Below are 20155 nucleotides of genomic sequence, written 5' to 3' on the forward strand. Positions count from 1 at the left end.
TTGGTAGCTTTTCTTCTCCGAAGAGAAAATCGGACGACCGGCTGCGCTCGCATCTGGGCCGTTGGTGCCGATCAGGCCACTTTGTGCCTGGTAAACACGTTCGCCACCGTTATCGAACAACTGGAATGGAATTTCCGGGTGATCCTGACGACGCGGATACAGCGGCAGTGTCAGCTTGGCAACATCGCCACCTTGCGGGTCGATAGCCAGGTCCAACACATCCGTTTTGATCTGAATGAGGTCGGTGCTTGTGGCAACTGCCACTTCGGCAGGTGCTTTTGTTTCGCCCGCTGCGCGTGGAATGTCATCACTGGCGGCAGTATTGGTGCCACTCGCTGCATCGGGTAGCCCCGTTGGAACAGCATTGGCAGCAACATTCTGAGTCGGCAGGGCAGCCTGGCCGTAGTCCTGGTTCCATTTAAGGACCATGACGTAGGACACGATTGCCAGGGCGACGATCAGGATCGTGCGTTTAATATCCATGATTACTCGGCCATCGAAGAAGAACGGGAGGTAGGGATAGGCGGAACCGGGTCATAACCACCGGGATTCCACGGATGACAGCGACCTAAACGACGAAAGGTCAGCCAGCCACCGCGTAGAAGACCATGATTTTCTATGGCTTCTAACGCGTAGCAGGAACAACTGGGGTAGAAACGACAGTGGTTGGCCATCAGAGGACTAATGGCATAGCGATAAAACTGGATCGGAACGAGCGCCAGTTTACGCATCAAGGCTGTCTACCCCTACAGTTTCGGTGCTGACTGCTGGTGTTGGCTTGTGGGTACGCGCCAAACGTTTCCAGAGCTTGCCGAAATGCTGAATCAATTCGGGGTTTTCTACATCACCCAAGCCTTTGCGCGCGACGATAACAATATCCCAACCAACCAGAGTGTCCTGGTGGAGGCGAAACGATTCGCGCATCAGACGCTTGAGGCGATTGCGCTCAACGGAGAGCTTTACGCTCTTCTTGCCGATCACCAACCCGAGACGGGGATGATCAAGATCGTTGTTACGCGCAAGGAGCAGGAGATTTTTCCCCGGAACCTTGCCGGTGGGGGAGTCAAAGACTGCCTTGAAATGCCGGGGGGTTAGCAGACGCTTTTCCCGACTGAAGTCCTGACTCACCACCAGTACCGGATTATCAAACTGCCAGACGCGCACGACCTTTGGCGCGACGACGCGACAGGACAGCACGGCCGTTCTTGGTAGCCATGCGAGCACGGAAGCCGTGGGTGCGGGCGCGTTTGATGGTGCTTGGTTGGAAAGTACGTTTCATGGCGTTGTTACCTGGTTCGTCCACAACGGGCCGGAATGGCCCCCGTTTTAAGAGACCGGCGATTCTAGAGAAAGCAAGCCTCTAGGTCAATTTCCAACCAGCTTTTCCTTCTAATTAGATATTCATGGGCAACGCGGCCTTTTCCACCCGCTCGGCTTCCAAGGGCAATGCCATAGATATAAAAATAAAGAAGGAAGTTATTTAAAGCTTTTCTGTAAAGCTTATAAAAGCTAGGCAGGCCATCCTCTGTGGATAAGTGCCTTTAGGCCATATTCCACGTGATGTACAGAGAATGACAACACGGGGGAGAAACGGTGGCCTGCCTGTGCTGCGCTGTCGGATAAGCTGTGCATGGAAAGGGTTGTTATCCACAGGCCGGTTACCCACAGACTTTCGACCCCACTTGTACAACGAGCTTAGGCACGCTTATCCACAGAGCTTATGCACAGACCATTGGTCGCCTTTTTTTAGCATAAGACGTTGATTTTGGCTGGCCCGTGAGCAAGCTACATGTGGATAAGTGGACGGCTGGCCGCTACAATGGCGGCTGTTTTTGCCTCACCGGCTTTCAACTTAGGGGATATCCGTGTCAGTGGAACTTTGGCAGCAGTGCGTGGAGCTTTTGCGCGATGAGCTGCCTGCCCAGCAATTCAACACCTGGATCCGTCCGCTACAGGTCGAAGCCGAAGGCGACGAGTTGCGTGTCTACGCACCCAATCGTTTTGTTCTCGACTGGGTCAACGAGAAGTACCTGGGCCGCGTTCTCGAATTGCTCGATGAACACGGCAACGGTCTCGCGCCCGCGCTCTCCTTATTAATAGGCAGCAAACGCAGTTCCGCACCTCGTGCCGCGCCGAATGCGCCATTGGCCGCCGCCGCTTCGCAAGCCCAGGCTGCAGCCGCGCCGCCCGCTGCTGCTCCCGCACCGGCACCTGCGCGTTCCAAGTCCTCTGCGCCAAAAAATGCCCCAGAGAACGAAGAGCCCTCCCGCGACAGCTTCGACCCGATGGCGGGCGCCAGCTCCCAACAAGCACCGGTGCGCGCCGAACAGCGCACCGTACAGGTCGAAGGTGCGCTCAAGCACACCAGTTATCTGAATCGCACCTTTACCTTCGAGAACTTCGTCGAAGGTAAATCCAACCAGTTGGCCCGTGCGGCCGCCTGGCAAGTCGCCGATAACCCCAAGCACGGTTACAACCCGCTCTTCCTTTATGGTGGCGTCGGCTTGGGTAAGACGCACTTGATGCATGCTGTGGGTAACCACCTGCTAAAGAAGAATCCGAATGCGAAGGTCGTGTACCTGCACTCCGAGCGCTTCGTGGCAGACATGGTCAAGGCCTTGCAGCTCAACGCCATCAACGAGTTCAAGCGGTTCTACCGCTCCGTGGATGCCTTGCTGATCGATGACATCCAATTCTTCGCCCGCAAGGAACGTTCCCAGGAAGAGTTTTTCCACACCTTCAACGCCTTGCTCGAAGGTGGCCAGCAGGTCATCTTGACCAGCGACCGCTATCCGAAGGAAATCGAAGGCCTGGAAGAACGCTTGAAATCCCGCTTCGGCTGGGGCCTGACCGTTGCTGTAGAGCCACCGGAGCTGGAAACCCGCGTCGCGATCCTGATGAAAAAGGCCGATCAGGCCAAGGTCGACCTGCCCCACGACGCGGCGTTTTTTATCGCCCAGCGCATTCGTTCCAACGTGCGTGAACTGGAGGGTGCGCTCAAGCGGGTCATCGCGCACTCGCACTTCATGGGCCGTGATATCACCATCGAGTTGATTCGCGAATCCCTGAAAGACTTGTTGGCACTGCAGGACAAACTGGTGAGTGTGGATAACATCCAGCGCACCGTGGCCGAGTACTACAAGATCAAGATTTCCGACCTGCTGTCCAAGCGCCGCTCGCGCTCGGTCGCACGCCCGCGTCAGGTGGCCATGGCCCTCTCCAAGGAGCTGACCAACCATAGTCTGCCGGAAATCGGTGATGTATTTGGCGGTCGCGACCACACCACGGTCTTGCACGCATGCCGCAAAATCAACGAACTTAAGGAATCCGACGCGGATATTCGCGAGGACTACAAGAACCTGCTGCGTACACTGACTACGTGATGACACCAGCGCAGCTTATTAAGGCAAGGGACTAGACCATGCACTTCACCATTCAACGCGAAGCCCTGTTGAAACCCCTGCAACTGGTCGCAGGCGTCGTCGAGCGCCGACAGACCTTGCCGGTGCTTTCCAACGTATTACTGGTTGTAGAAGGCCAGCAGTTGTCCCTGACCGGTACCGACCTTGAAGTCGAACTGGTTGGTCGTGTACAGCTGGAAGAGCCTGCCGAGCCGGGCGAGATCACGGTACCGGCGCGCAAGCTGATGGACATCTGCAAGAGCCTGCCGAACGACGCGCTGATCGACATCAAGGTTGATGAGCAGAAGTTGGTGGTGAAGGCCGGCCGTAGTCGTTTCACCTTGTCGACACTGCCGGCCAATGATTTCCCGACGGTAGAAGAAGGCCCTGGCTCGCTGACCTGCAGCCTGGAGCAAAGCAAATTGCGCCGTTTGATCGAGCGCACCAGTTTCGCCATGGCCCAGCAGGACGTGCGTTACTACCTCAACGGTATGCTGCTGGAAGTGTCCGAGGGCATCATCCGCGCTGTAGCAACCGACGGTCACCGTCTGGCGATGTGCTCGATGCGCGCCGATATCGGCCAGCCGGACCGTCACCAGGTGATCGTGCCGCGCAAAGGTATCCTTGAACTGGCGCGCCTGCTGACCGAGCCGGACGGCAATGTCAGTATCGTGTTGGGCCAGCATCATATTCGCGCGACCACCGGTGAATTTACCTTCACTTCCAAACTGGTCGACGGCAAGTTCCCGGATTACGAGCGCGTGTTGCCAAAAGGCGGCGATAAGCTGGTACTTGGCGATCGCCAGGCGCTGCGTGAAGCGTTCAGCCGTACGGCGATTCTGTCCAACGAAAAGTACCGGGGTATCCGCCTGCAACTGGCCAATGGTCAGCTGAAAATCCAGGCCAATAACCCGGAACAGGAAGAGGCAGAAGAAGAAATCAGCGTTGATTACAACGGCGGCTCGTTGGAAATCGGCTTTAACGTCAGCTACCTGCTCGATGTACTGGGTGTGATGACCACCGAACAGGTTCGCCTGATTCTGTCGGACTCCAACAGCAGCGCCCTGGTGCAGGAATCCGATAACGACGACTCGGCTTACGTTGTCATGCCGATGCGCCTGTAATCATGCTCAGCAGAAGCTAGATGTCCCTCAGTCGCGTCTCGGTCACCGCGGTGCGCAATCTGCACCCGGTGACCTTCTCTCCCTCTCCCCGCATCAATATCCTCCACGGCGCCAATGGCAGTGGCAAAACCAGCGTGCTGGAAGCCATTCACTTGCTGGGGCTCGCTCGTTCCTTCCGCAGTGCGCGCCTGTTGCCGGTTATCCAGTACGAACAACTGGCAGCCACGGTATTCGGCCAGGTTGAATTGGCGGAAGGTGGGCACAGCAATCTAGGGATATCCCGTGATCGCGGCGGTGAGTTTCAAATTCGTATCGACGGACAAAATGCTCGCAGTGCTGCGCAGCTGGCGGAAATCCTTCCGCTGCAATTGATCAACCCTGACAGTTTTCGCCTGTTGGAAGGGGCACCGAAAATCCGCAGGCAATTCCTCGATTGGGGAGTGTTCCACGTGGAACCACGGTTCATGGCCACTTGGCAGCGCCTGCAGAAGGCCCTGCGGCAGCGGAACTCATGGCTTCGACATGGTACACTTGACGCCGCTTCGCAAGCGGCCTGGGACCGGGAACTGTGCCTGGCCAGCGACGAAATAGATGAATACCGCCGCGCCTATATCAAAGCCTTGAAACCAGTCTTTGAACAGACCTTGAGCGAGTTGCTGGATCTCGAGGGACTGACCCTGAGCTATTACCGTGGTTGGGACAAAGATCGTGAACTGAGTGCGGTACTTGCCACCTCTTTGCAGCGGGATCAGCAAATTGGTCATACCCAGGCAGGCCCCCAACGGGCTGATTTGCGTCTTAGGTTAGGCGCTCATAACGCCGCGGATATCTTGTCCCGTGGCCAGCAGAAGTTGGTGGTGTGCGCATTGCGTATCGCCCAAGGCCACTTGGTTAGCCAAGCTCGACGTGGTCAGTGTATTTATCTGGTGGATGACTTGCCGTCCGAACTCGACGAGCAACACCGCCGCGCGCTATGCCGCTTGTTGGAAGACTTACGCTGCCAGGTGTTTATCACCTGTGTAGACCACGAATTATTGAGGGAAGGCTGGCAGACGGAAACGCCAGTCGCTTTGTTCCACGTGGAACAAGGCCGTATCACCCAGACCCACGACCATCGGGAGTGAAGGCATGAGCGAAGAAAACACGTACGACTCGACCAGCATTAAAGTGCTGAAAGGTTTGGATGCCGTACGCAAACGTCCCGGTATGTACATTGGCGACACTGATGACGGTAGCGGTCTGCACCACATGGTGTTCGAGGTGGTCGACAACTCCATCGACGAAGCTTTGGCCGGTCACTGCGACGACATCAGCATCATCATCCACCCGGACGAATCCATTACCGTGCGTGACAACGGTCGTGGCATCCCGGTAGACGTACACAAAGAAGAAGGCGTTTCGGCGGCAGAGGTCATCATGACCGTGCTCCACGCTGGCGGTAAGTTCGACGACAACTCCTATAAAGTCTCCGGCGGTTTGCACGGTGTCGGTGTGTCGGTGGTGAACGCGCTGTCCGAAGAGCTGATCCTGACCGTTCGCCGTAGCGGCAAGATCTGGGAACAGACCTATGTCCACGGTGTTCCACAAGAACCGATGAAAATTGTCGGTGACAGTGAAACCACCGGCACCCAGATCCACTTCAAACCATCGGCCGATACCTTCAAGAATATCCACTTCAGCTGGGACATCCTGGCCAAGCGTATTCGTGAACTGTCTTTCCTTAACTCCGGTGTGGGAATCGTCCTCAAGGACGAGCGCAGCGGCAAGGAAGAGCTGTTCAAGTACGAAGGCGGTCTGCGTGCGTTCGTTGAATACCTGAACACCAACAAGACTGCGGTCAACCAGGTCTTCCACTTCAACATCCAGCGTGAAGATGGCATCGGCGTAGAAATCGCTCTGCAGTGGAACGACAGCTTCAACGAGAACCTGTTGTGCTTCACCAACAATATTCCACAGCGCGACGGCGGTACTCACTTGGTGGGTTTCCGTTCCGCACTGACGCGTAACCTGAACACCTACATCGAAGCCGAAGGTCTGGCCAAGAAGCATAAAGTCGCCACCACCGGTGACGATGCGCGTGAAGGCCTGACTGCGATCATCTCGGTGAAAGTGCCGGACCCTAAGTTCAGCTCCCAGACCAAAGACAAGCTGGTGTCTTCCGAAGTGAAGACCGCCGTGGAACAGGAGATGGGCAAATACTTCTCCGACTTCCTGCTGGAAAACCCGAACGAAGCCAAGCTGGTTGTCGGCAAGATGATCGACGCCGCACGTGCCCGTGAAGCCGCGCGAAAAGCCCGTGAGATGACCCGCCGTAAAGGCGCGCTGGACATCGCCGGCCTGCCGGGCAAATTGGCTGACTGTCAGGAAAAGGACCCTGCCCTTTCCGAACTGTACTTGGTGGAAGGTGACTCTGCTGGCGGTTCCGCCAAGCAGGGTCGCAACCGACGCACCCAGGCTATCCTGCCGTTGAAGGGTAAGATCCTCAACGTTGAGAAAGCCCGTTTCGACAAGATGATTTCCTCCCAGGAAGTCGGCACCTTGATCACGGCGTTGGGCTGCGGTATTGGCCGTGACGAGTACAACATCGACAAGCTGCGCTACCACAACATCATCATCATGACCGATGCTGACGTCGATGGTTCGCACATCCGTACCTTGCTGCTGACCTTCTTCTTCCGTCAGTTGCCGGAGCTGATCGAGCGCGGCTACATCTACATTGCCCAGCCGCCGTTGTACAAAGTGAAAAAGGGCAAGCAAGAGCAATACATCAAAGACGACGACGCCATGGAAGAGTACATGACGCAGTCGGCCCTGGAAGATGCCAGCCTGCACTTGAACGACGAAGCCCCAGGTATCTCCGGCGAATCGCTGGAGCGGTTGGTCAACGATTTCCGCATGGTAATGAAGACCCTCAAGCGTTTGTCGCGCCTGTACCCGCAGGAGCTGACCGAGCACTTCATCTATCTGCCGGCCGTGAGCCTGGAACAACTGGGTGATCACGCTCACATGCAGGATTGGTTGGCACAGTACGAAGTACGTCTGCGCACCGTCGAAAAGTCTGGTCTGGTTTACAAAGCCAGCCTGCGTGAAGACCGTGAACGTAACGTCTGGCTGCCAGAGGTCGAACTGATCTCCCACGGCCTGTCGAACTATGTCACTTTCAATCGTGACTTCTTCGGCAGTAACGACTACAAGACCGTGGTGACCTTGGGCGCACAACTGAGCACTCTGTTGGACGACGGCGCTTATATTCAACGTGGCGAACGCAAGAAGCAGGTCAAGGAATTCAAGGAAGCCCTCGACTGGCTTATGGCTGAAAGCACTAAGCGTCACACGATTCAACGATACAAAGGTCTGGGGGAAATGAACCCGGATCAATTGTGGGAAACCACCATGGACCCGGCCCAGCGCCGTATGCTGCGCGTGACCATCGAAGACGCCATTGGCGCAGACCAGATTTTCAACACCCTGATGGGTGATGCGGTCGAGCCTCGTCGTGACTTCATCGAGAGTAACGCCTTGGCGGTGTCCAACCTGGATTTCTGATCCAGGTGTAGGCGGGCAAAGTTATTTGTCCTTTCGGACAAAGATAAGCTGTTCGGCCAAAATTAAGCGCTCACTGCCCCGCTGAAAAAACCTCGGTCGACTGAAAGGTCTGCCGGGGTTTTGTCTTTAGAGGGGGATTGATTTTTCGGGCTTCAGAGGGCGTCGACTTGTACAATCCAACACCCTCAACCTTCTAATATGTCCGAGTGCTATGGCTGCGATTGCCGTGTACTGGGACGTCACGCATCCTATAGGGACTGATTACCCATGGCCGACAAGCTGTCACTCGAAACGCTGGAGTCTTGGCTCTGGGAGTCCGCGAACATCCTGCGCGGCTCCATCGACTCCTCTGACTTTAAGAACTACATCTTCGGTCTCCTTTTCCTCAAACGTTACAACGACGTATTCGAAGAGCGTGTCGCCAAGCTAATGAAGGACGAAAGCCTTAGTTATGGCGATGCCCATGAAGAAATCGAGGACAAATGGGGCACCTTCCCTATAAGTGCTCGCTGGTTTGATCTGATCTCGCGCACTGAGAACATTGGTGAGGCGTTGGATAAGGCCTTCGCAACCATTGAAGCGAATAACCCCGAACTGCAATACGTACTGACCGCCACTCAGTACGGTGACAAGCGGGTATTGTCGGATGCCACTTTGCAGCGACTGCTACGTCACTTCAACCAATACAAGCTGGGCAATAACGACCTGTACAAGGCCGATATGCTTGGTGATGCCTACGAATACCTGATCAAGCAATTTGCTGACGATGCAGGGAAGAAAGGTGGTGAGTTTTATACGCCCAAGGCTGTAGTAGAACTGGTGGTTAAGCTGATCAATCCACAGCCGGGGCACAGTGTCTATGACCCAACCTGCGGCAGTGGCGGCATGTTGGTAGAAAGCGCCCACCATGTGTCCCGTTTGCCCAACGGTACGCTGATGGGTAAACCCAATGTGCTGCTCTTCGGGCAGGAGAAAAACCTGGGCACTTGGGCCATCGCTAAGCTCAATCTTTATCTACACAACATGCATGCAGCTATTGAGCGCGGCGACACTTTGGTCGAGCCCAAGCACCTTGAGGGCGATTACCTGAAGACCTTTGACCGGGTGATTGCCAATCCCCCCTTCTCCGCCAAGTCCTGGTGGACGCCGCTGGAACTGAGTACCGAAAACGAGCAGGAAATCGGAAAGAAGCCCAAAGCGCCCAACTACAAGCAAGTTAATGACCCTTTTGGGCGACTGTTGTACGGCATACCGCCACGGAGTTATGGTGACCTCGCCTTCGCTCAGCACATGCTGGCCAGCCTAAAGGCTGATGGCCGTATGGGTGTTATCCTGCCCCATGGCGTACTGTTCCGCAGTGGTGAAGAAGGCAAGATTCGTGAAGGGCTGCTGTTTGGCTCTGACGCCGCCAGTGGCAACCAGCCGGGCGACCTCATTGAAGCCATAGTTGGCCTGCCCTCGGCTCTGTTCTACAACACAGGTATCCCGGCCTGTGTACTGATATTGAACAAGCAGAAACCCGTTGCCCTGAAGGGCAAGGTCATCATCATTGATGCCAGTCGTGGCTACCTCGAAGGTAAAGCCCAGAACAGCCTGCGCATTGAAGACATCACGCGTATCGTCAGTGCCCACAGGGATGCGTTCGAACAGCAGATGGAGATAGATAACTACTGTCGCGTGGTGTCGCTGGCGGAAATCCGCAGCTACGAATGCAACCTCAATATTGCCCGCTATATCGATAACGGTGAGACTGAAGAAATTGTGAACTTGGCCGCCACCTTGGAGCAACTGGCGGTGCTGGCCGAGGAAGATGCGCAGGTTGATGCACGACTGAATGGTTATTTGGCTGAGTTGGGGTTGCTGGAGACAGACGCATGAGGGATTGTGGCAATTCGGTATGTAAGGAAACAGCGATTGGGCGCATACCCTCAGAATGGTCTGTCGAACGAGTAGAAGTGCTTGCTGCCGTTGATTCTGAATCATTGTCAAACAAGACGACCGCAGACTTCTCGTTTCGCTACATTAGCCTTGGTGACGTTGATTCTGGAAAGTTAATCAATGGAAACACCAATATAACTTTCTCGGAGGCTCCCTCGCGAGCACGGCGAATAGTGAAATCGGGGGACATCCTGTTTGCCACCGTCCGCCCGAACTTAAAGGGGCATTACTTTGCTCGTCGAGTGGATGGAAACGTAATTGCCTCAACAGGGTTTTCTGTGGTTCGTGCAAGGGCCGAAATTGCCTCTTCCGACTTTTTGTACCACTCGCTTTTATCTGGAATTGTAGATGCACAAATCGAAAAGCTCACAGTTGGCTCCAACTATCCTGCCATCAACTCGGCTGATGTAAAGGGATTACTGATTTCAGCCCCGCCACTCCCCGAGCAACAAAAAATCTCAGCCATACTCACGGCCGTGGATGATAAGCTGGATGTGATTGCCCGCCAGATTGAAGCCACTAAAAACTTTAAACTGGGTCTGATGCAAACGCTGTTCAGCCGTGGGGTGGGCACCCAAGACGTTACTGGTCGCTGGGTGCCGCGTACCGAATTCAAGGACAGTGTGCTGGGGGAGATTCCAGCTGAGTGGCAGGTTGTACAGATTCAGGCGGTCAGTGAAGTTATTCGCGGTGCTAGCCCACGCCCTCAAGGTGATCCTAGATATTATGGGGGAGATGTGCCGAGGCTGATGGGGGCAGATGTTACCCGTGATGGAAAGTGGGTAATTCCGAAAATAGACTTTTTAACTGAGGAAGGTGCAAAGCGTAGTCGCCCATGTCCTAAAGGAACTCTTACGATAATTTGCTCTGGTGACGTTGGAGTTCCTTCATTTCTGGCTGTTGACGCTTGCATACATGATGGATTTCTAGCGCTAATTAACATTGATGAGTCGCAGGCAAACAAGGATTACCTGTATCACATCATCTACTCAGTTAAGCAAAGATTTTATACATCTGCTACGCATGGAGGAGTCTTTACAAATCTTACAACGGGAATATTGAAAGAATTTTTGGTTCCTCTTCCGACGTTAGTAGAGCAACAAAAAATTGCGTCAATATTGGACGTTGCGGACGAAAAAATTTCAGCTGTATTAAGAAAGCGGGAGTATTACCAAAGCCTTAAACGTGGTCTGATGCAGAAGCTGCTAACCGGCGAATGGCGCGTAAAGTTAGATAACCCTGCCGGCACAGTCTGAGTCGCATTTCATGGACGAGGTTCCTACCCTGTTCTCGGATCCTATGCCTGATCTGCAATACACCGTGCAGCGCAAGCTTGGGCGCTGTATGTTGCAGTCGCAGCAGTACGAACGGTGCTCAAGGCCATGGTGGCCAATAGCGAGCTGAGTGGCCCCCTGTTTCAACGATATTGGGCTGGGGGGCGCCTTACACTAGCCCCGCAGGGGGATTACCGTCTGCTTGCGTGAGGTGGAAACCAAGCTGGATCAGGCGGGTGGTGGAAGCCTCTTTTGGAAGCCATTTGTTGGATTGCAGAGTCCTATCCAGAGCAGACGCCAAAGCACTATGGCTGTGGTAATTGGCGTCTTGTCATACATGAGTAGTTTGAAGTTCGCAAGCAACGCCAAACCGTTGATAGCCTTACAGTGGTTTGATATCAAAGTCGTTCGGGGGAAACCTCCAAGGAGCAGGAGTAAGCAATGAGCCAGTCACCAGAGAAACTCGGCGTTGAGTTGCCCGCTATCAATTGGCTGATCAAGCTGGGCTATACCCATCTGCCCGGTAACCAGGTGCAGGTTGAGCATCGTCACTTGGCACCGGTACTGGACAATGTGCTGCAGGCCAGGCTGGTGACCCTTAACCCATGGCTTACGAGTGCGCCCGGTGGCATCAGTACCGCATTGATTGAGCTACGTAAACGCGTCAGCGATAAGCTGTTGCCCGCTAACAAGGCGTTCTGGGAACAGGTGGTGCACCGTTCGGACATCCAGGTGAAGGACGTTGAAGGCAAGCCGCGCAGCGTGTGTTTCTTCGACGCCAGTAACGCAGCTAACAACGACTTCCATGTGGTTGATCAGTACGTTGGACGCAATGCTGATGGAGATATCTTCCGCCCCGATCTGCTGCTGTTTGTGAATGGCCTGCCACTGGCCATTATTGAATGCAAAGCCAGCCATCACCGCCTGGATGAAGCTTTGGGCCAACTGGATGGCTACCAAAGCACATTTCCAACACAGTTTGTATTCAACCAGGTATGCGTTGGACTTAATCGGCGTGAAGGGCTGTATGGTGCGATCCTTACAAAGCCTGCATATTACGCTCGCTATCGGTTGCAGACGCAGGAGACAGCCGCTGTTGCTGCCTTGTTAGGCGACGCTCCAAGTGAGCAGGAAAGCGTGCTGTGGGCATTGTTCGAGCCAAGCCGATTCCTGCAACTAATCACACATCTTGTGCTGTTCGAAACCCGCGACGGCAAGACCGTGAAGAAGCTACCGCGCTATCAGCAATGGCGGGCCGTACGCAAAACGGTGGATCGCCTATGTGCGCCCAAACCCACAGGCGGCGTTGTCTGGCATACCCAGGGTAGCGGCAAGTCGCTGACTATGGCCCTGCTTGCGCGCATGCTGCGTGCCGATAGCACGGGTTTGAACAATCCAACCGTGTTGGTATTGACCGACCGCAAAGACCTCGATAAGCAGATATTCGATACCTTCCATGCGGTGGGCATTAATGCCATTCAGGCTGTGTCGGTTGATGGCTTGCTGAAGATGCTGTCCAACGACTACGGTAGCGTGTTCACCAGCACGGTGCAGAAATTCCAAGAGAATGATCAGCCCAGTGAGAAGGCCGCCGATTCTCCTGATGAAGACGATGACACCCTGCAAGCGAACCGCCACAGGCGGATTCGCGAGGACATGGACTTCTTCATCGTGCATGAACGCAACGTCCGCCACCGGGAGGTGGATGAGAACGGCGCGTTAGTCAAAGCTAAGTGGGAAGAAATCAGCCGGGAGAAGGTGCACTTCCGGGTGCTGAGCACCAAGCTCAATTTCTATGTGCTGGTCGATGAGGCTCACCGTAGCCAGTACGACTTTCTCGCGGCCTTTATGCGCGCCAGTTTGCCCAACGCTAAGTTCATAGCGTTTACCGGTACGCCGCTGCTACAAGAGGATAAACACACGCTGGGCGAGTTTGGTGGTGGTGAATACATCGACGAATATCGCCTACATGAAGCAGTGGCGGATGGCGCAACCCTACCGATCAAATACCAAGATGCCTGGGTGGCATTGTCGGCCAATGCTGATTTGGATGCCGCCTTCAAAGAGCAGTTCGTTGACCAGAGTGAAGTTCGCCAGCACGAGTTGAAGCGTGAGTTGCTGCGCAGCTGGCGTCAGGCTGGCGACCGTATGGAGCAGGTCGCGGAGCATCTGGTCGAGCACTTCCTCAGTAACGTAAAGGCCAAGGGCCTGAAGGCCATGCTGGTGTGCGATGGCCGCGATATGGCGGTGCGTTACAAGGATCTGCTCGATGCGATCATGGTCAAGCGGGCGAAAAAAGGGCTGCCAACCTTTGACAGCAAGGTGGTTATTTCCTTGGCCAGCATTACCTCTTCGCGTACGGGGGCTTCTGCCATGGACGAGGCAGCAGAGTACGAGGTGGATGCTGACAAGATTCGAAGCATTGAGGAGCGGGTCAAAGCTGAAGTGAAAGCCGGAAAGACTCCTGTGGCCATGCCGTCCGAACAGATTGGCAACTTTGTCAGCAAGCTGTTCCCCCTGCCCTACGGGGAGGAAAGTGAAGGGCTTGATGGTAAACCGCAGGTGAACAACGTCGGGCTGATCATCGTTTCCGACATGCTACTGACCGGGTGGGATGCCCCGATTGTTGGCACCATGTACCTCGACAAGCCGCTTAAGGAACACACCCTGTTGCAGGCTATCGCACGGGTGAACCGCACCCTGTCCGGCAAGAATGCCGGTTACATTGTGGATTACCACGGAGTAGTCGAACACCTTGACCATGCGCTGAAGATTTACGGCGGCGACGTGAAGCCTTCGCAGGTCTGGGAAGGCGTTGAAACTGAACTGCCCAAGCTGCAAGCCACGCTCGACCGCATACTCAAGCTGCTACCGAAAAAGCATGACCCGGTGGCGCAGCGTGAGGCGTACAAGGATGACGCCGAGCGCTTCCTTGATCCTGCCACTAGGCTAGACATGGTCGAGGCGTTCCTCGACTTGGTAAAGCAGTTCAACCGCTCTGTGGACATCATCCTGCCGGATGTGCGTGGCGTACCCTTCAAGCCCTACTTCACCCTGTTAGGTGAAATAAGACTGATGCTACGGGACAAGCTACCGGGTAATACCTACAAGGAGCGCATCACCAAGCTGGAATCCGCACTGCTTCAACAACTGCTGGATGAGTACATCGCCGCCAGCCCGGCTAAGAGTCTGCTGGGCCATGCGGTATCGATTTTGGATGCCAGTGATATGGAGCGCTTAAAGAAGCTGGCGAGTCCCGGTAGTCGCGCCTTGGTGATGAAGAACCAGCTGAAGCAAACCATCGTCACGGGTAAGGATAAGGATCCAGCATTCTTCGACAAGATAGCCGAGGAGTTGGAAAAGCTGCTGGAAGAGGAAAAGGCGGGTCGCATTACCCAGGCCAAATTTCTGGAGCAACTGGAGTTGTTCAGCCAGCGTATTCAGGACAAGGACAACACCGGTTTTAATAAGCCCGCGCATTCAGCGGTGTACCATTACCTTGCCGCCTTACTGGCTGATAACACGGCAAGAGTGGCAACGACCAAGCTGTTCGAGGATGAAATGCTGAATCGTGCTTTGGCTACTGAAAACTGGAAAAAAATGCCGGATACGCACCCTGACTTCAGAGACCATCTACGGGGGGTGTTGATGCCTCTGGCGGGTTGGGAGCGCTCAGTAGCACGTGATCACGCCAAGCGAATCTTCGAAATTTTGCTGAAAAACTAACGCGGCGTTGACCATGCCAGTATTGAATTACGGCCAAACGACTATCGAGTGGCGCTTCCAGCTCGATGCCAAGCTCAAGCGCCATTATGTGACAGTGGAACGGGGACGACCTGTGCTTCTGCGTGGGCCGCAGGTGGATGAGCCTGAACAAGAGGCTTTGGTGTTGCGTCGTGCGCGCTGGATTCGCGAAAAGCTGGCTCAGGTGAATCAGCCCCTGGCTAGCGAGCCCATCGTGACGGGTAGCCGTCTGCGCTATGCCGGGCGCACCTACTTCACCGAAGTCAGGCATGCGCCGGATATTCTCAAGCCCCGACTGACCTTCACCGCATCACGCTTTATTGTGAGTAACCCTGATGGTGCGAGCATCCATTCCGATGTCTTGATGCCATTGCTGGAGCGTTTCTACCGGGAACGTGCTCAGGAGAAGCTGATGCTACGTGTTCGCCATTGGCAGCGTGAAACCGGTCTTCAGGCAACAGGCACTCGCATCCGTCATTTCCAAAGTCGTTGGGCCAGCTGTGATGCTAACAATACACTTGAATTTCATCCGCGCGTGATGGAGCTACCGGCTAGCGTGCAGGACTATGTCATTGTTCATGAACTCTGTCATACGATGGAGAAAAACCACACCAAGGCATTCTGGGCCCTGGTGGCTAGCCACATGCCCGATTGGCAGAAGCAGCATCGGGTACTGGAGCAGGCGGCATTTGGGGACGCGGTGTGATATCTAATGTCGACATCGAAGATGTTTGGAGGGCTCGACAGAGATAGCGAGAGGTTGGTCAAAGCTCGACGGTCAGCATCCTGATGCCCACGCCTGAGCAAAAGCGCCCGACGGCAGTCAGTGAGCGCCAGTAACGCACTGGCTCCCGTCGCGAGCGGATTGGCAGCCACCTGGCGCCGAGGCGCAGCTCCAGGCGCCAGGCCTCGCCGTCGCGCAGCACGCGAAACTCCCGCGCCGCCCCGGTCTCGACCAACGCGGCCAGGGTTTCCTGCTCGATGGCTTTCTTCATGTCATACCCTCCAGCGCGACGGCTTAACCATAGCCCAGGGTACTGGTAGTGCGCAGCATGCCGATCTGGTGCTCAGTATCCAGTCGGCATGTCACCAGCGCCGGCCCGACCGTGGGGGCCGATTGACCATAATGGTCAATTACGCGCAGCTCAAATCGTAGGGAGGTTAGGAATGTCCCTGACGTTCCTGAGCCTTGCGAAAGGCTAAGGCCATGGTCGTGGTCGCTGCAGTCTGCTCAGTCGGTTTTTTCGGCTCACGCTGGACGTTGGGCCAGCGTGGACTGGACGTCTTAATCAACGAGGCAGTTCGCTTATCTGCAGGGATGGGTTTCGCCGACTCAGCCGGTGTATTTCGCCCATATCTCGCTTGAGCAAGCAGGCTGTACACGTCGAGGGTGACTGGCGAGCCCTGCGGGAGCAGAATCGACAGCAGAAAGTGACCGTCGCTTAAGGCTTTAATCTGCGCCAGGTTGTGCTCGGACAGCACCTGATGGTGTTGATGGTGCGCCACGACCCGCCGCAGGTAGAGGGAAAGGTGCTGTCCCTGACGAGTTCCGGTCAGCTTGAGGTAGCTTTTGTCGATGCCTGTGATCGCTTCGATAATGAACGGTTGCCAGCCGGCGCGCTGCCAAGCATAGGTGGTTGGCTCACCTGTGGCTGGAGCTTTACCTGGTCGGCTGCTAGTGTCGGTGCAGGGATGTTTAGGCCAAGGCGGGCCCAGCTCGTCGAAGAAAACTCGGCCACCCCTGGCCGATTGATAAAAGAACACCGCCGCCCCGCACACTGGGCAGCTGGCGTTGGGATTGACGTAGCTGTGGTAGGTATTGGTAAGTGAAATGAACCAGCCGCTGGGGGCCAATGGCGCGCTAAAGGTATTGATGGATCGCCCCATATGTCCATCACCGCCCCAACCACAACTGCAGTTTTTAGGATGATTCCAGGCATTACACATCAGCACCTCCTTGTGGTCGCGAATGGCGGTATTTTCCTAGTCACTCTCAGCTTTTCAATCGGCTCCTATTCAAGGGGCGTAGGCTGCTTGTATAGCACTCGACTGTTCTGGTGGAATCCTAGTAACTGACGACCGGTGTGTCGCCGGGGGCTGGCAATGCTACGTTGAATGAAATCGTACGGAGGGTCTCAGTATGGGCTGGTTCAGAAAACCTCGACAACTCACCTACTGGGAGCGCCGTGAACAAGCGTTCATTGATGCCGTGAACAAGCTAAAAACCTTGCACGTTACCCCTGAAGGGGCGATGTACATCGATCCAGAAGAGCTTCGCGAGCAAATCATTGCTTCTCGAGAACAACTAAAGCAATTCGTCGTTAAGTAGAAGGAAAAGTAAGCGGCGCGCCAGTCGGTTTTCCGCCCTCCGAATTTTAGCGCCGCCAGCGGGCAGGCTGGTATTTACTAAGTGGTGCTCCTGGATTTTTCGTAGGGTTAAATTTGTACGGCATCAGGTACGTCGTAAATATTACTCGTGACTTCACTCATCAGACGGTGATCCAACAGGACTTGTAGAATTGTAGGTGCTGTTAAATTGCAGACAACAATCTTGCCGTTGACTTGATCAAAATTCATTCCCCAGTTCCTAAGCGTATTAACCTGTTTTAGACTGTTTATAAAGCCAGGATTGGAATAAAGAGATTTTTGCTCAATCGTGGCCATGCGTCGTAATTGCGTGGAGTTAGTCCCGATGTACTCTACAAGGGGGGTGATGTCAGAAAATAAATTTGAGAAATCAGCGTTAGTTTGCAACACCATGAAGGCTTGTTTGTAAGCTTCTTTGTACTGCATTAATGATTCGAATGCGCGCTTAGAGGTGATAAGCAAAGTGTCCGCTGAGCAGTAAAAGTCAAAGTTTTTTTCTATAGTGAAACCATTGTCCTCAGCTGCTGAGAGCTCACCATTACTGAAAATCATATTGATAAACTTGTTGGGGTATGACGTTTTCCATGAAGCGGTCGAGCGCTTTACAGCATAGAGCGTCTGCCCATTATGAGAAAACTTGACTACGTAACCTTGAGCACCCTTTAGTTCGTCGACTGAGGTTACCGCGCACTCAGGCTCGGGGCGATCTACCTGCGATTTTAGTAGCAAAAAATTGGTTGCGAGGGCTGGGGCAGTTAAACAACTATTTTCATTAGTTTGAGCAAGGTAAGAGTATTGTGCGAACTCGGTCGTACGATTTGCTTCTCGGATAAGCACATTTTTAAGAAGGAGATTTACTTTGTCATCTGTTTGAACGTAAGCAGTGTTGAATTTTCGATCTGTTGTGCTTTTCTTAAATATCCATAGATGGACGGTAGAATCGGTATAGTTAAAGTTTTTAAAACTGTCAAAGTGCGCTTTCATGGCTACTCCTTGCAGATATAGAAATCTTGGATAGTTTGTGCTTTATAATGCCCTGGCGGGAAAGAATCTTTTTTCAAGATTTTCACCACTCGCGTCACACCATTGATTTTGATATTGGCCTCGTAGAGATTCCAACCGAAAATCAGCAGGAGAGGATTCATGATTATTTGTCCAGATTTATAGGTGATAGCAAACATCCACAAAAGAAATATGAGAAACCCTAAAAGCTTTTCTGGCTCTGAATAGCTAATGCCCATAAACGAAACGACATAAGGAAATGTATAGTTGATAATTTCATTGGGCACTGCTTTAACGGAAACTACTTCAATGCAGTGGGGGAAGCTAATTCGTTTGAATAGCTCACTTGCTAAAGCGGCAGAGCTTATAGTTAATATAATGAATGCTATTGCTAATATCGGATTTTTAAATGGGTTGATCGCACAGGTCAATGCCACAAGTTCTCTAGGAGCGCAAAAAGAGCGAGACCACCAGTCGAATGGAATATTTTGGATCGCGAGAATTATCGCCAGTGGCGTATAAGAGCCGATAAATATTAGGAATGCAGAGATCAGTCTAAATTGCAAAATAGCACCTCCCAGTTAAGGTGCTTAGTGCTTCTTCAAAATTACTTTGAGCTTTTCCTTGCTCCACCATTAGTGATTTCCCTTTAGCGAATGGCTAAAAGCTATCATGGCCTGCTTCCATACGCCCGCAATTTGTGACAGAAGGCAGGCAGTTGCCCATACCATTTGGTGGAAGTCAGGACGGCTGCAAAATATCGTCGCCGTTTCAGTCTGCCTGTGGTGCCATCGGTAATCGCGCTGACCGAACAATTAGGCTTTTTTGGAGGTTTCATTGCTGACGGGACGGAATGAGCCACTTGCGCGCCGTTTACTTGGCAGGCTAAAACCCTCCCAGCCTAATGGGTCTGACCATCCGAAAAGCTCCCGCTCAACCGTTTTTCCTAGATTATGGAATGGCTCAATCAGCGATCCTTCTTCGTTGAGGGTGCCCAAGAAAAGCCATTTTCTAAAGGAATTCATACTATGCGCATAAAAAGCGAGTTCGTGAACAAGGGACGAGCCATGAGGAAATACGTACCATACTTTTTCAAAATACGTTCGAGCCAAGCTAGCCAGCTTGAGCAAGTCTGCGGCAGCTCTCTCCTCTTTTCGCGAAGTGTCTCCCACCCTTATAAATATGGCTGCCTTGGGGTGCCCATCCACTTGGATCATGAAGAACTGATTGAATAAATCAGAATGAACGACCTTTATCATTTCTCCTTCGGAATAACCGAAAAAGTCTGGCCCCGATATCTCCAGCAACTCGCCGCACCGACGTTCGTGCTCGGCGACTCGGGAGCGAGCGCGGGCGCGACTGGTGGTGGTGGGCGTGCCCACGCTTTTCGCATGACCTTCTGTAATATTGCGAAGGTCGAGCAAAGTCTGTTGGTTAGCGAGCGTGCTTTGCAGAAGTGACAAAGCTACTTCACTGTTGAGCTGGTGTAGTCGTTCAAGCTGTTCAATGTGAGCGTAACCGCAGCCCACCTGTTCAGAGGAACATGGCCCTGCAATACGATCCAGGAAATTGCCGGCTTTCAGCATTCGCGAAACGACCTTGGCGTCGTACCCCTGCTCGTCTGCGAGTTTTCGGATCAGCAGGTTGATGCTGTCGTTTCCCTGGTAGGCATCCAATTGCGCCTGCACATTTTTGTATAGCGTGTACCAGTGTTGGCGTGCCTGCCTACCCATTTCAATCCCCAAGCTAACCGTGTAGT

General features: G+C 53.8%; 18 protein-coding genes. 9 read left to right on the plus strand and 9 right to left on the minus strand.

What is annotated here, in order from left to right; translation table 11 throughout:
* From yidC to rpmH, 4 genes are all read right to left on the minus strand, one after another.
* Positions 1–483, minus strand: a 483-nt coding sequence (gene yidC / locus JWR98_RS10695) for a membrane protein insertase YidC (protein ID WP_205489990.1), incomplete at its 3' end; no start/stop codon positions are given.
* A gap of 2 nt (positions 484–485) precedes the next feature.
* Positions 486–731, minus strand: a complete 246-nt coding sequence (yidD, locus tag JWR98_RS10700; protein ID WP_003213574.1) for a membrane protein insertion efficiency factor YidD — start codon at positions 729–731, stop codon at positions 486–488.
* A complete protein-coding gene (gene rnpA, locus JWR98_RS10705) occupies positions 724–1131 on the minus strand; it encodes a ribonuclease P protein component (protein ID WP_425273179.1) in 408 nt (135 codons plus the stop codon). The genes yidD and rnpA overlap by 8 nt, the downstream gene beginning before the upstream one ends.
* Before the next feature lie 13 nt (positions 1132–1144).
* Positions 1145–1279 carry a 50S ribosomal protein L34 gene (gene rpmH / locus JWR98_RS10710; protein WP_003213577.1) on the minus strand — a complete coding sequence of 45 codons (135 nt, stop codon included), beginning with the start codon at positions 1277–1279 and terminating at the stop codon, positions 1145–1147.
* Positions 1280–1865: 586 nt separating this feature from the next.
* On the opposite strand from rpmH, the gene dnaA reads away from it, so the two are divergent.
* The 8 genes from dnaA (at position 1866) to JWR98_RS10750 (ending at position 15733) form a co-directional block, all read left to right on the plus strand.
* Positions 1866–3383, plus strand: a complete 1518-nt coding sequence (gene dnaA / locus JWR98_RS10715; protein WP_078735326.1) for a chromosomal replication initiator protein DnaA — start codon at positions 1866–1868, stop codon at positions 3381–3383.
* 38 nt (positions 3384–3421) lie between these two features.
* Positions 3422–4525: a DNA polymerase III subunit beta gene (dnaN, locus tag JWR98_RS10720; RefSeq protein ID WP_003170701.1), complete on the plus strand. Its 1104-nt coding sequence runs from the start codon at positions 3422–3424 to the stop codon at positions 4523–4525.
* A 20-nt stretch (positions 4526–4545) separates the two neighbouring features.
* Positions 4546–5649, plus strand: a complete 1104-nt coding sequence (gene recF, locus JWR98_RS10725; protein WP_003170702.1) for a DNA replication/repair protein RecF — start codon at positions 4546–4548, stop codon at positions 5647–5649.
* A 4-nt stretch (positions 5650–5653) separates the two neighbouring features.
* Positions 5654–8071, plus strand: coding sequence for a DNA topoisomerase (ATP-hydrolyzing) subunit B (gene gyrB / locus JWR98_RS10730; protein ID WP_003170703.1), 2418 nt, complete (start codon positions 5654–5656; stop codon positions 8069–8071).
* 267 nt (positions 8072–8338) lie between these two features.
* Complete coding sequence (locus JWR98_RS10735; protein ID WP_205489992.1) at positions 8339–9949, plus strand: type I restriction-modification system subunit M; 1611 nt, start codon at positions 8339–8341, stop codon at positions 9947–9949.
* A gap of 77 nt (positions 9950–10026) precedes the next feature.
* Positions 10027–11265, plus strand: a complete 1239-nt coding sequence (locus JWR98_RS10740) for a restriction endonuclease subunit S (RefSeq protein WP_205489994.1) — start codon at positions 10027–10029, stop codon at positions 11263–11265.
* 459 nt (positions 11266–11724) lie between these two features.
* The gene (locus tag JWR98_RS10745) at positions 11725–15009 is read left to right on the plus strand and encodes a type I restriction endonuclease subunit R (RefSeq protein WP_205489995.1); all 3285 of its coding nucleotides are present in this window, start codon (positions 11725–11727) and stop codon (positions 15007–15009) included.
* Between the two features lie 13 nt (positions 15010–15022).
* Positions 15023–15733: a YgjP family zinc-dependent metalloprotease gene (locus JWR98_RS10750; protein WP_205489996.1), complete on the plus strand. Its 711-nt coding sequence runs from the start codon at positions 15023–15025 to the stop codon at positions 15731–15733.
* A 58-nt stretch (positions 15734–15791) separates the two neighbouring features.
* Here JWR98_RS10750 and JWR98_RS10755 read toward each other — a convergent pair whose 3' ends face one another.
* The gene (locus tag JWR98_RS10755; protein WP_205489997.1) at positions 15792–16022 is read right to left on the minus strand and encodes a hypothetical protein; all 231 of its coding nucleotides are present in this window, start codon (positions 16020–16022) and stop codon (positions 15792–15794) included.
* 166 nt (positions 16023–16188) lie between these two features.
* On the minus strand, positions 16189–16974 hold the full coding sequence (locus JWR98_RS29380) for a hypothetical protein (RefSeq protein ID WP_225908666.1): 786 nt from the start codon (positions 16972–16974) through the stop codon (positions 16189–16191).
* Between the two features lie 193 nt (positions 16975–17167).
* Between JWR98_RS29380 and JWR98_RS10765 the strand changes: the two genes are divergently transcribed.
* On the plus strand, positions 17168–17356 hold the full coding sequence (locus tag JWR98_RS10765) for a hypothetical protein (RefSeq protein ID WP_205489998.1): 189 nt from the start codon (positions 17168–17170) through the stop codon (positions 17354–17356).
* A gap of 107 nt (positions 17357–17463) precedes the next feature.
* Here the strand turns inward: JWR98_RS10765 and JWR98_RS10770 are convergent, their stop codons facing one another.
* The 3 genes from JWR98_RS10770 to JWR98_RS10780 form a co-directional block, all read right to left on the minus strand.
* Entirely contained in the window at positions 17464–18378 is a 915-nt protein-coding gene (locus JWR98_RS10770; RefSeq protein ID WP_205489999.1) for a DUF4868 domain-containing protein, read from the minus strand.
* Between the two features lie 2 nt (positions 18379–18380).
* Positions 18381–18962: a hypothetical protein gene (locus tag JWR98_RS10775; protein WP_205490000.1), complete on the minus strand. Its 582-nt coding sequence runs from the start codon at positions 18960–18962 to the stop codon at positions 18381–18383.
* 249 nt (positions 18963–19211) lie between these two features.
* Positions 19212–20129 (minus strand): hypothetical protein, encoded by a 918-nt coding sequence (locus JWR98_RS10780; RefSeq protein WP_205490002.1) that lies wholly within the window; start codon positions 20127–20129, stop codon positions 19212–19214.
* Positions 20130–20155 lie beyond the last annotated feature (26 nt).

This window comes from Pseudomonas lactucae, from assembly GCF_016937615.1.
In the GTDB taxonomy this organism is placed as follows: Bacteria; Pseudomonadota; Gammaproteobacteria; order Pseudomonadales; family Pseudomonadaceae; genus Aquipseudomonas; species Aquipseudomonas lactucae.

Excerpts from the sequence above, each read along its gene's own strand:
- JWR98_RS10765 (WP_205489998.1), top strand. The coding sequence starts at position 17,168 with ATGGGCTGGTTCAGAAAACCTCGACAACTCACCTACTGGGAGCGCCGT.
- JWR98_RS10750 (WP_205489996.1), top strand. The coding sequence starts at position 15,023 with ATGCCAGTATTGAATTACGGCCAAACGACTATCGAGTGGCGCTTCCAG.
- JWR98_RS10780 (WP_205490002.1), bottom strand. The coding sequence starts at position 20,129 with ATGGGTAGGCAGGCACGCCAACACTGGTACACGCTATACAAAAATGTG.
- JWR98_RS10755 (WP_205489997.1), bottom strand. The coding sequence starts at position 16,022 with ATGAAGAAAGCCATCGAGCAGGAAACCCTGGCCGCGTTGGTCGAGACC.
- recF (WP_003170702.1), top strand. The coding sequence starts at position 4,546 with ATGTCCCTCAGTCGCGTCTCGGTCACCGCGGTGCGCAATCTGCACCCG.
- yidD (WP_003213574.1), bottom strand. The coding sequence starts at position 731 with ATGCGTAAACTGGCGCTCGTTCCGATCCAGTTTTATCGCTATGCCATT.
- rpmH (WP_003213577.1), bottom strand. The coding sequence starts at position 1,279 with ATGAAACGTACTTTCCAACCAAGCACCATCAAACGCGCCCGCACCCAC.
- JWR98_RS10745 (WP_205489995.1), top strand. The coding sequence starts at position 11,725 with ATGAGCCAGTCACCAGAGAAACTCGGCGTTGAGTTGCCCGCTATCAAT.
- dnaN (WP_003170701.1), top strand. The coding sequence starts at position 3,422 with ATGCACTTCACCATTCAACGCGAAGCCCTGTTGAAACCCCTGCAACTG.
- JWR98_RS10735 (WP_205489992.1), top strand. The coding sequence starts at position 8,339 with ATGGCCGACAAGCTGTCACTCGAAACGCTGGAGTCTTGGCTCTGGGAG.
- JWR98_RS29380 (WP_225908666.1), bottom strand. The coding sequence starts at position 16,974 with ATGTGTAATGCCTGGAATCATCCTAAAAACTGCAGTTGTGGTTGGGGC.
- JWR98_RS10770 (WP_205489999.1), bottom strand. The coding sequence starts at position 18,378 with ATGAAAGCGCACTTTGACAGTTTTAAAAACTTTAACTATACCGATTCT.
- gyrB (WP_003170703.1), top strand. The coding sequence starts at position 5,654 with ATGAGCGAAGAAAACACGTACGACTCGACCAGCATTAAAGTGCTGAAA.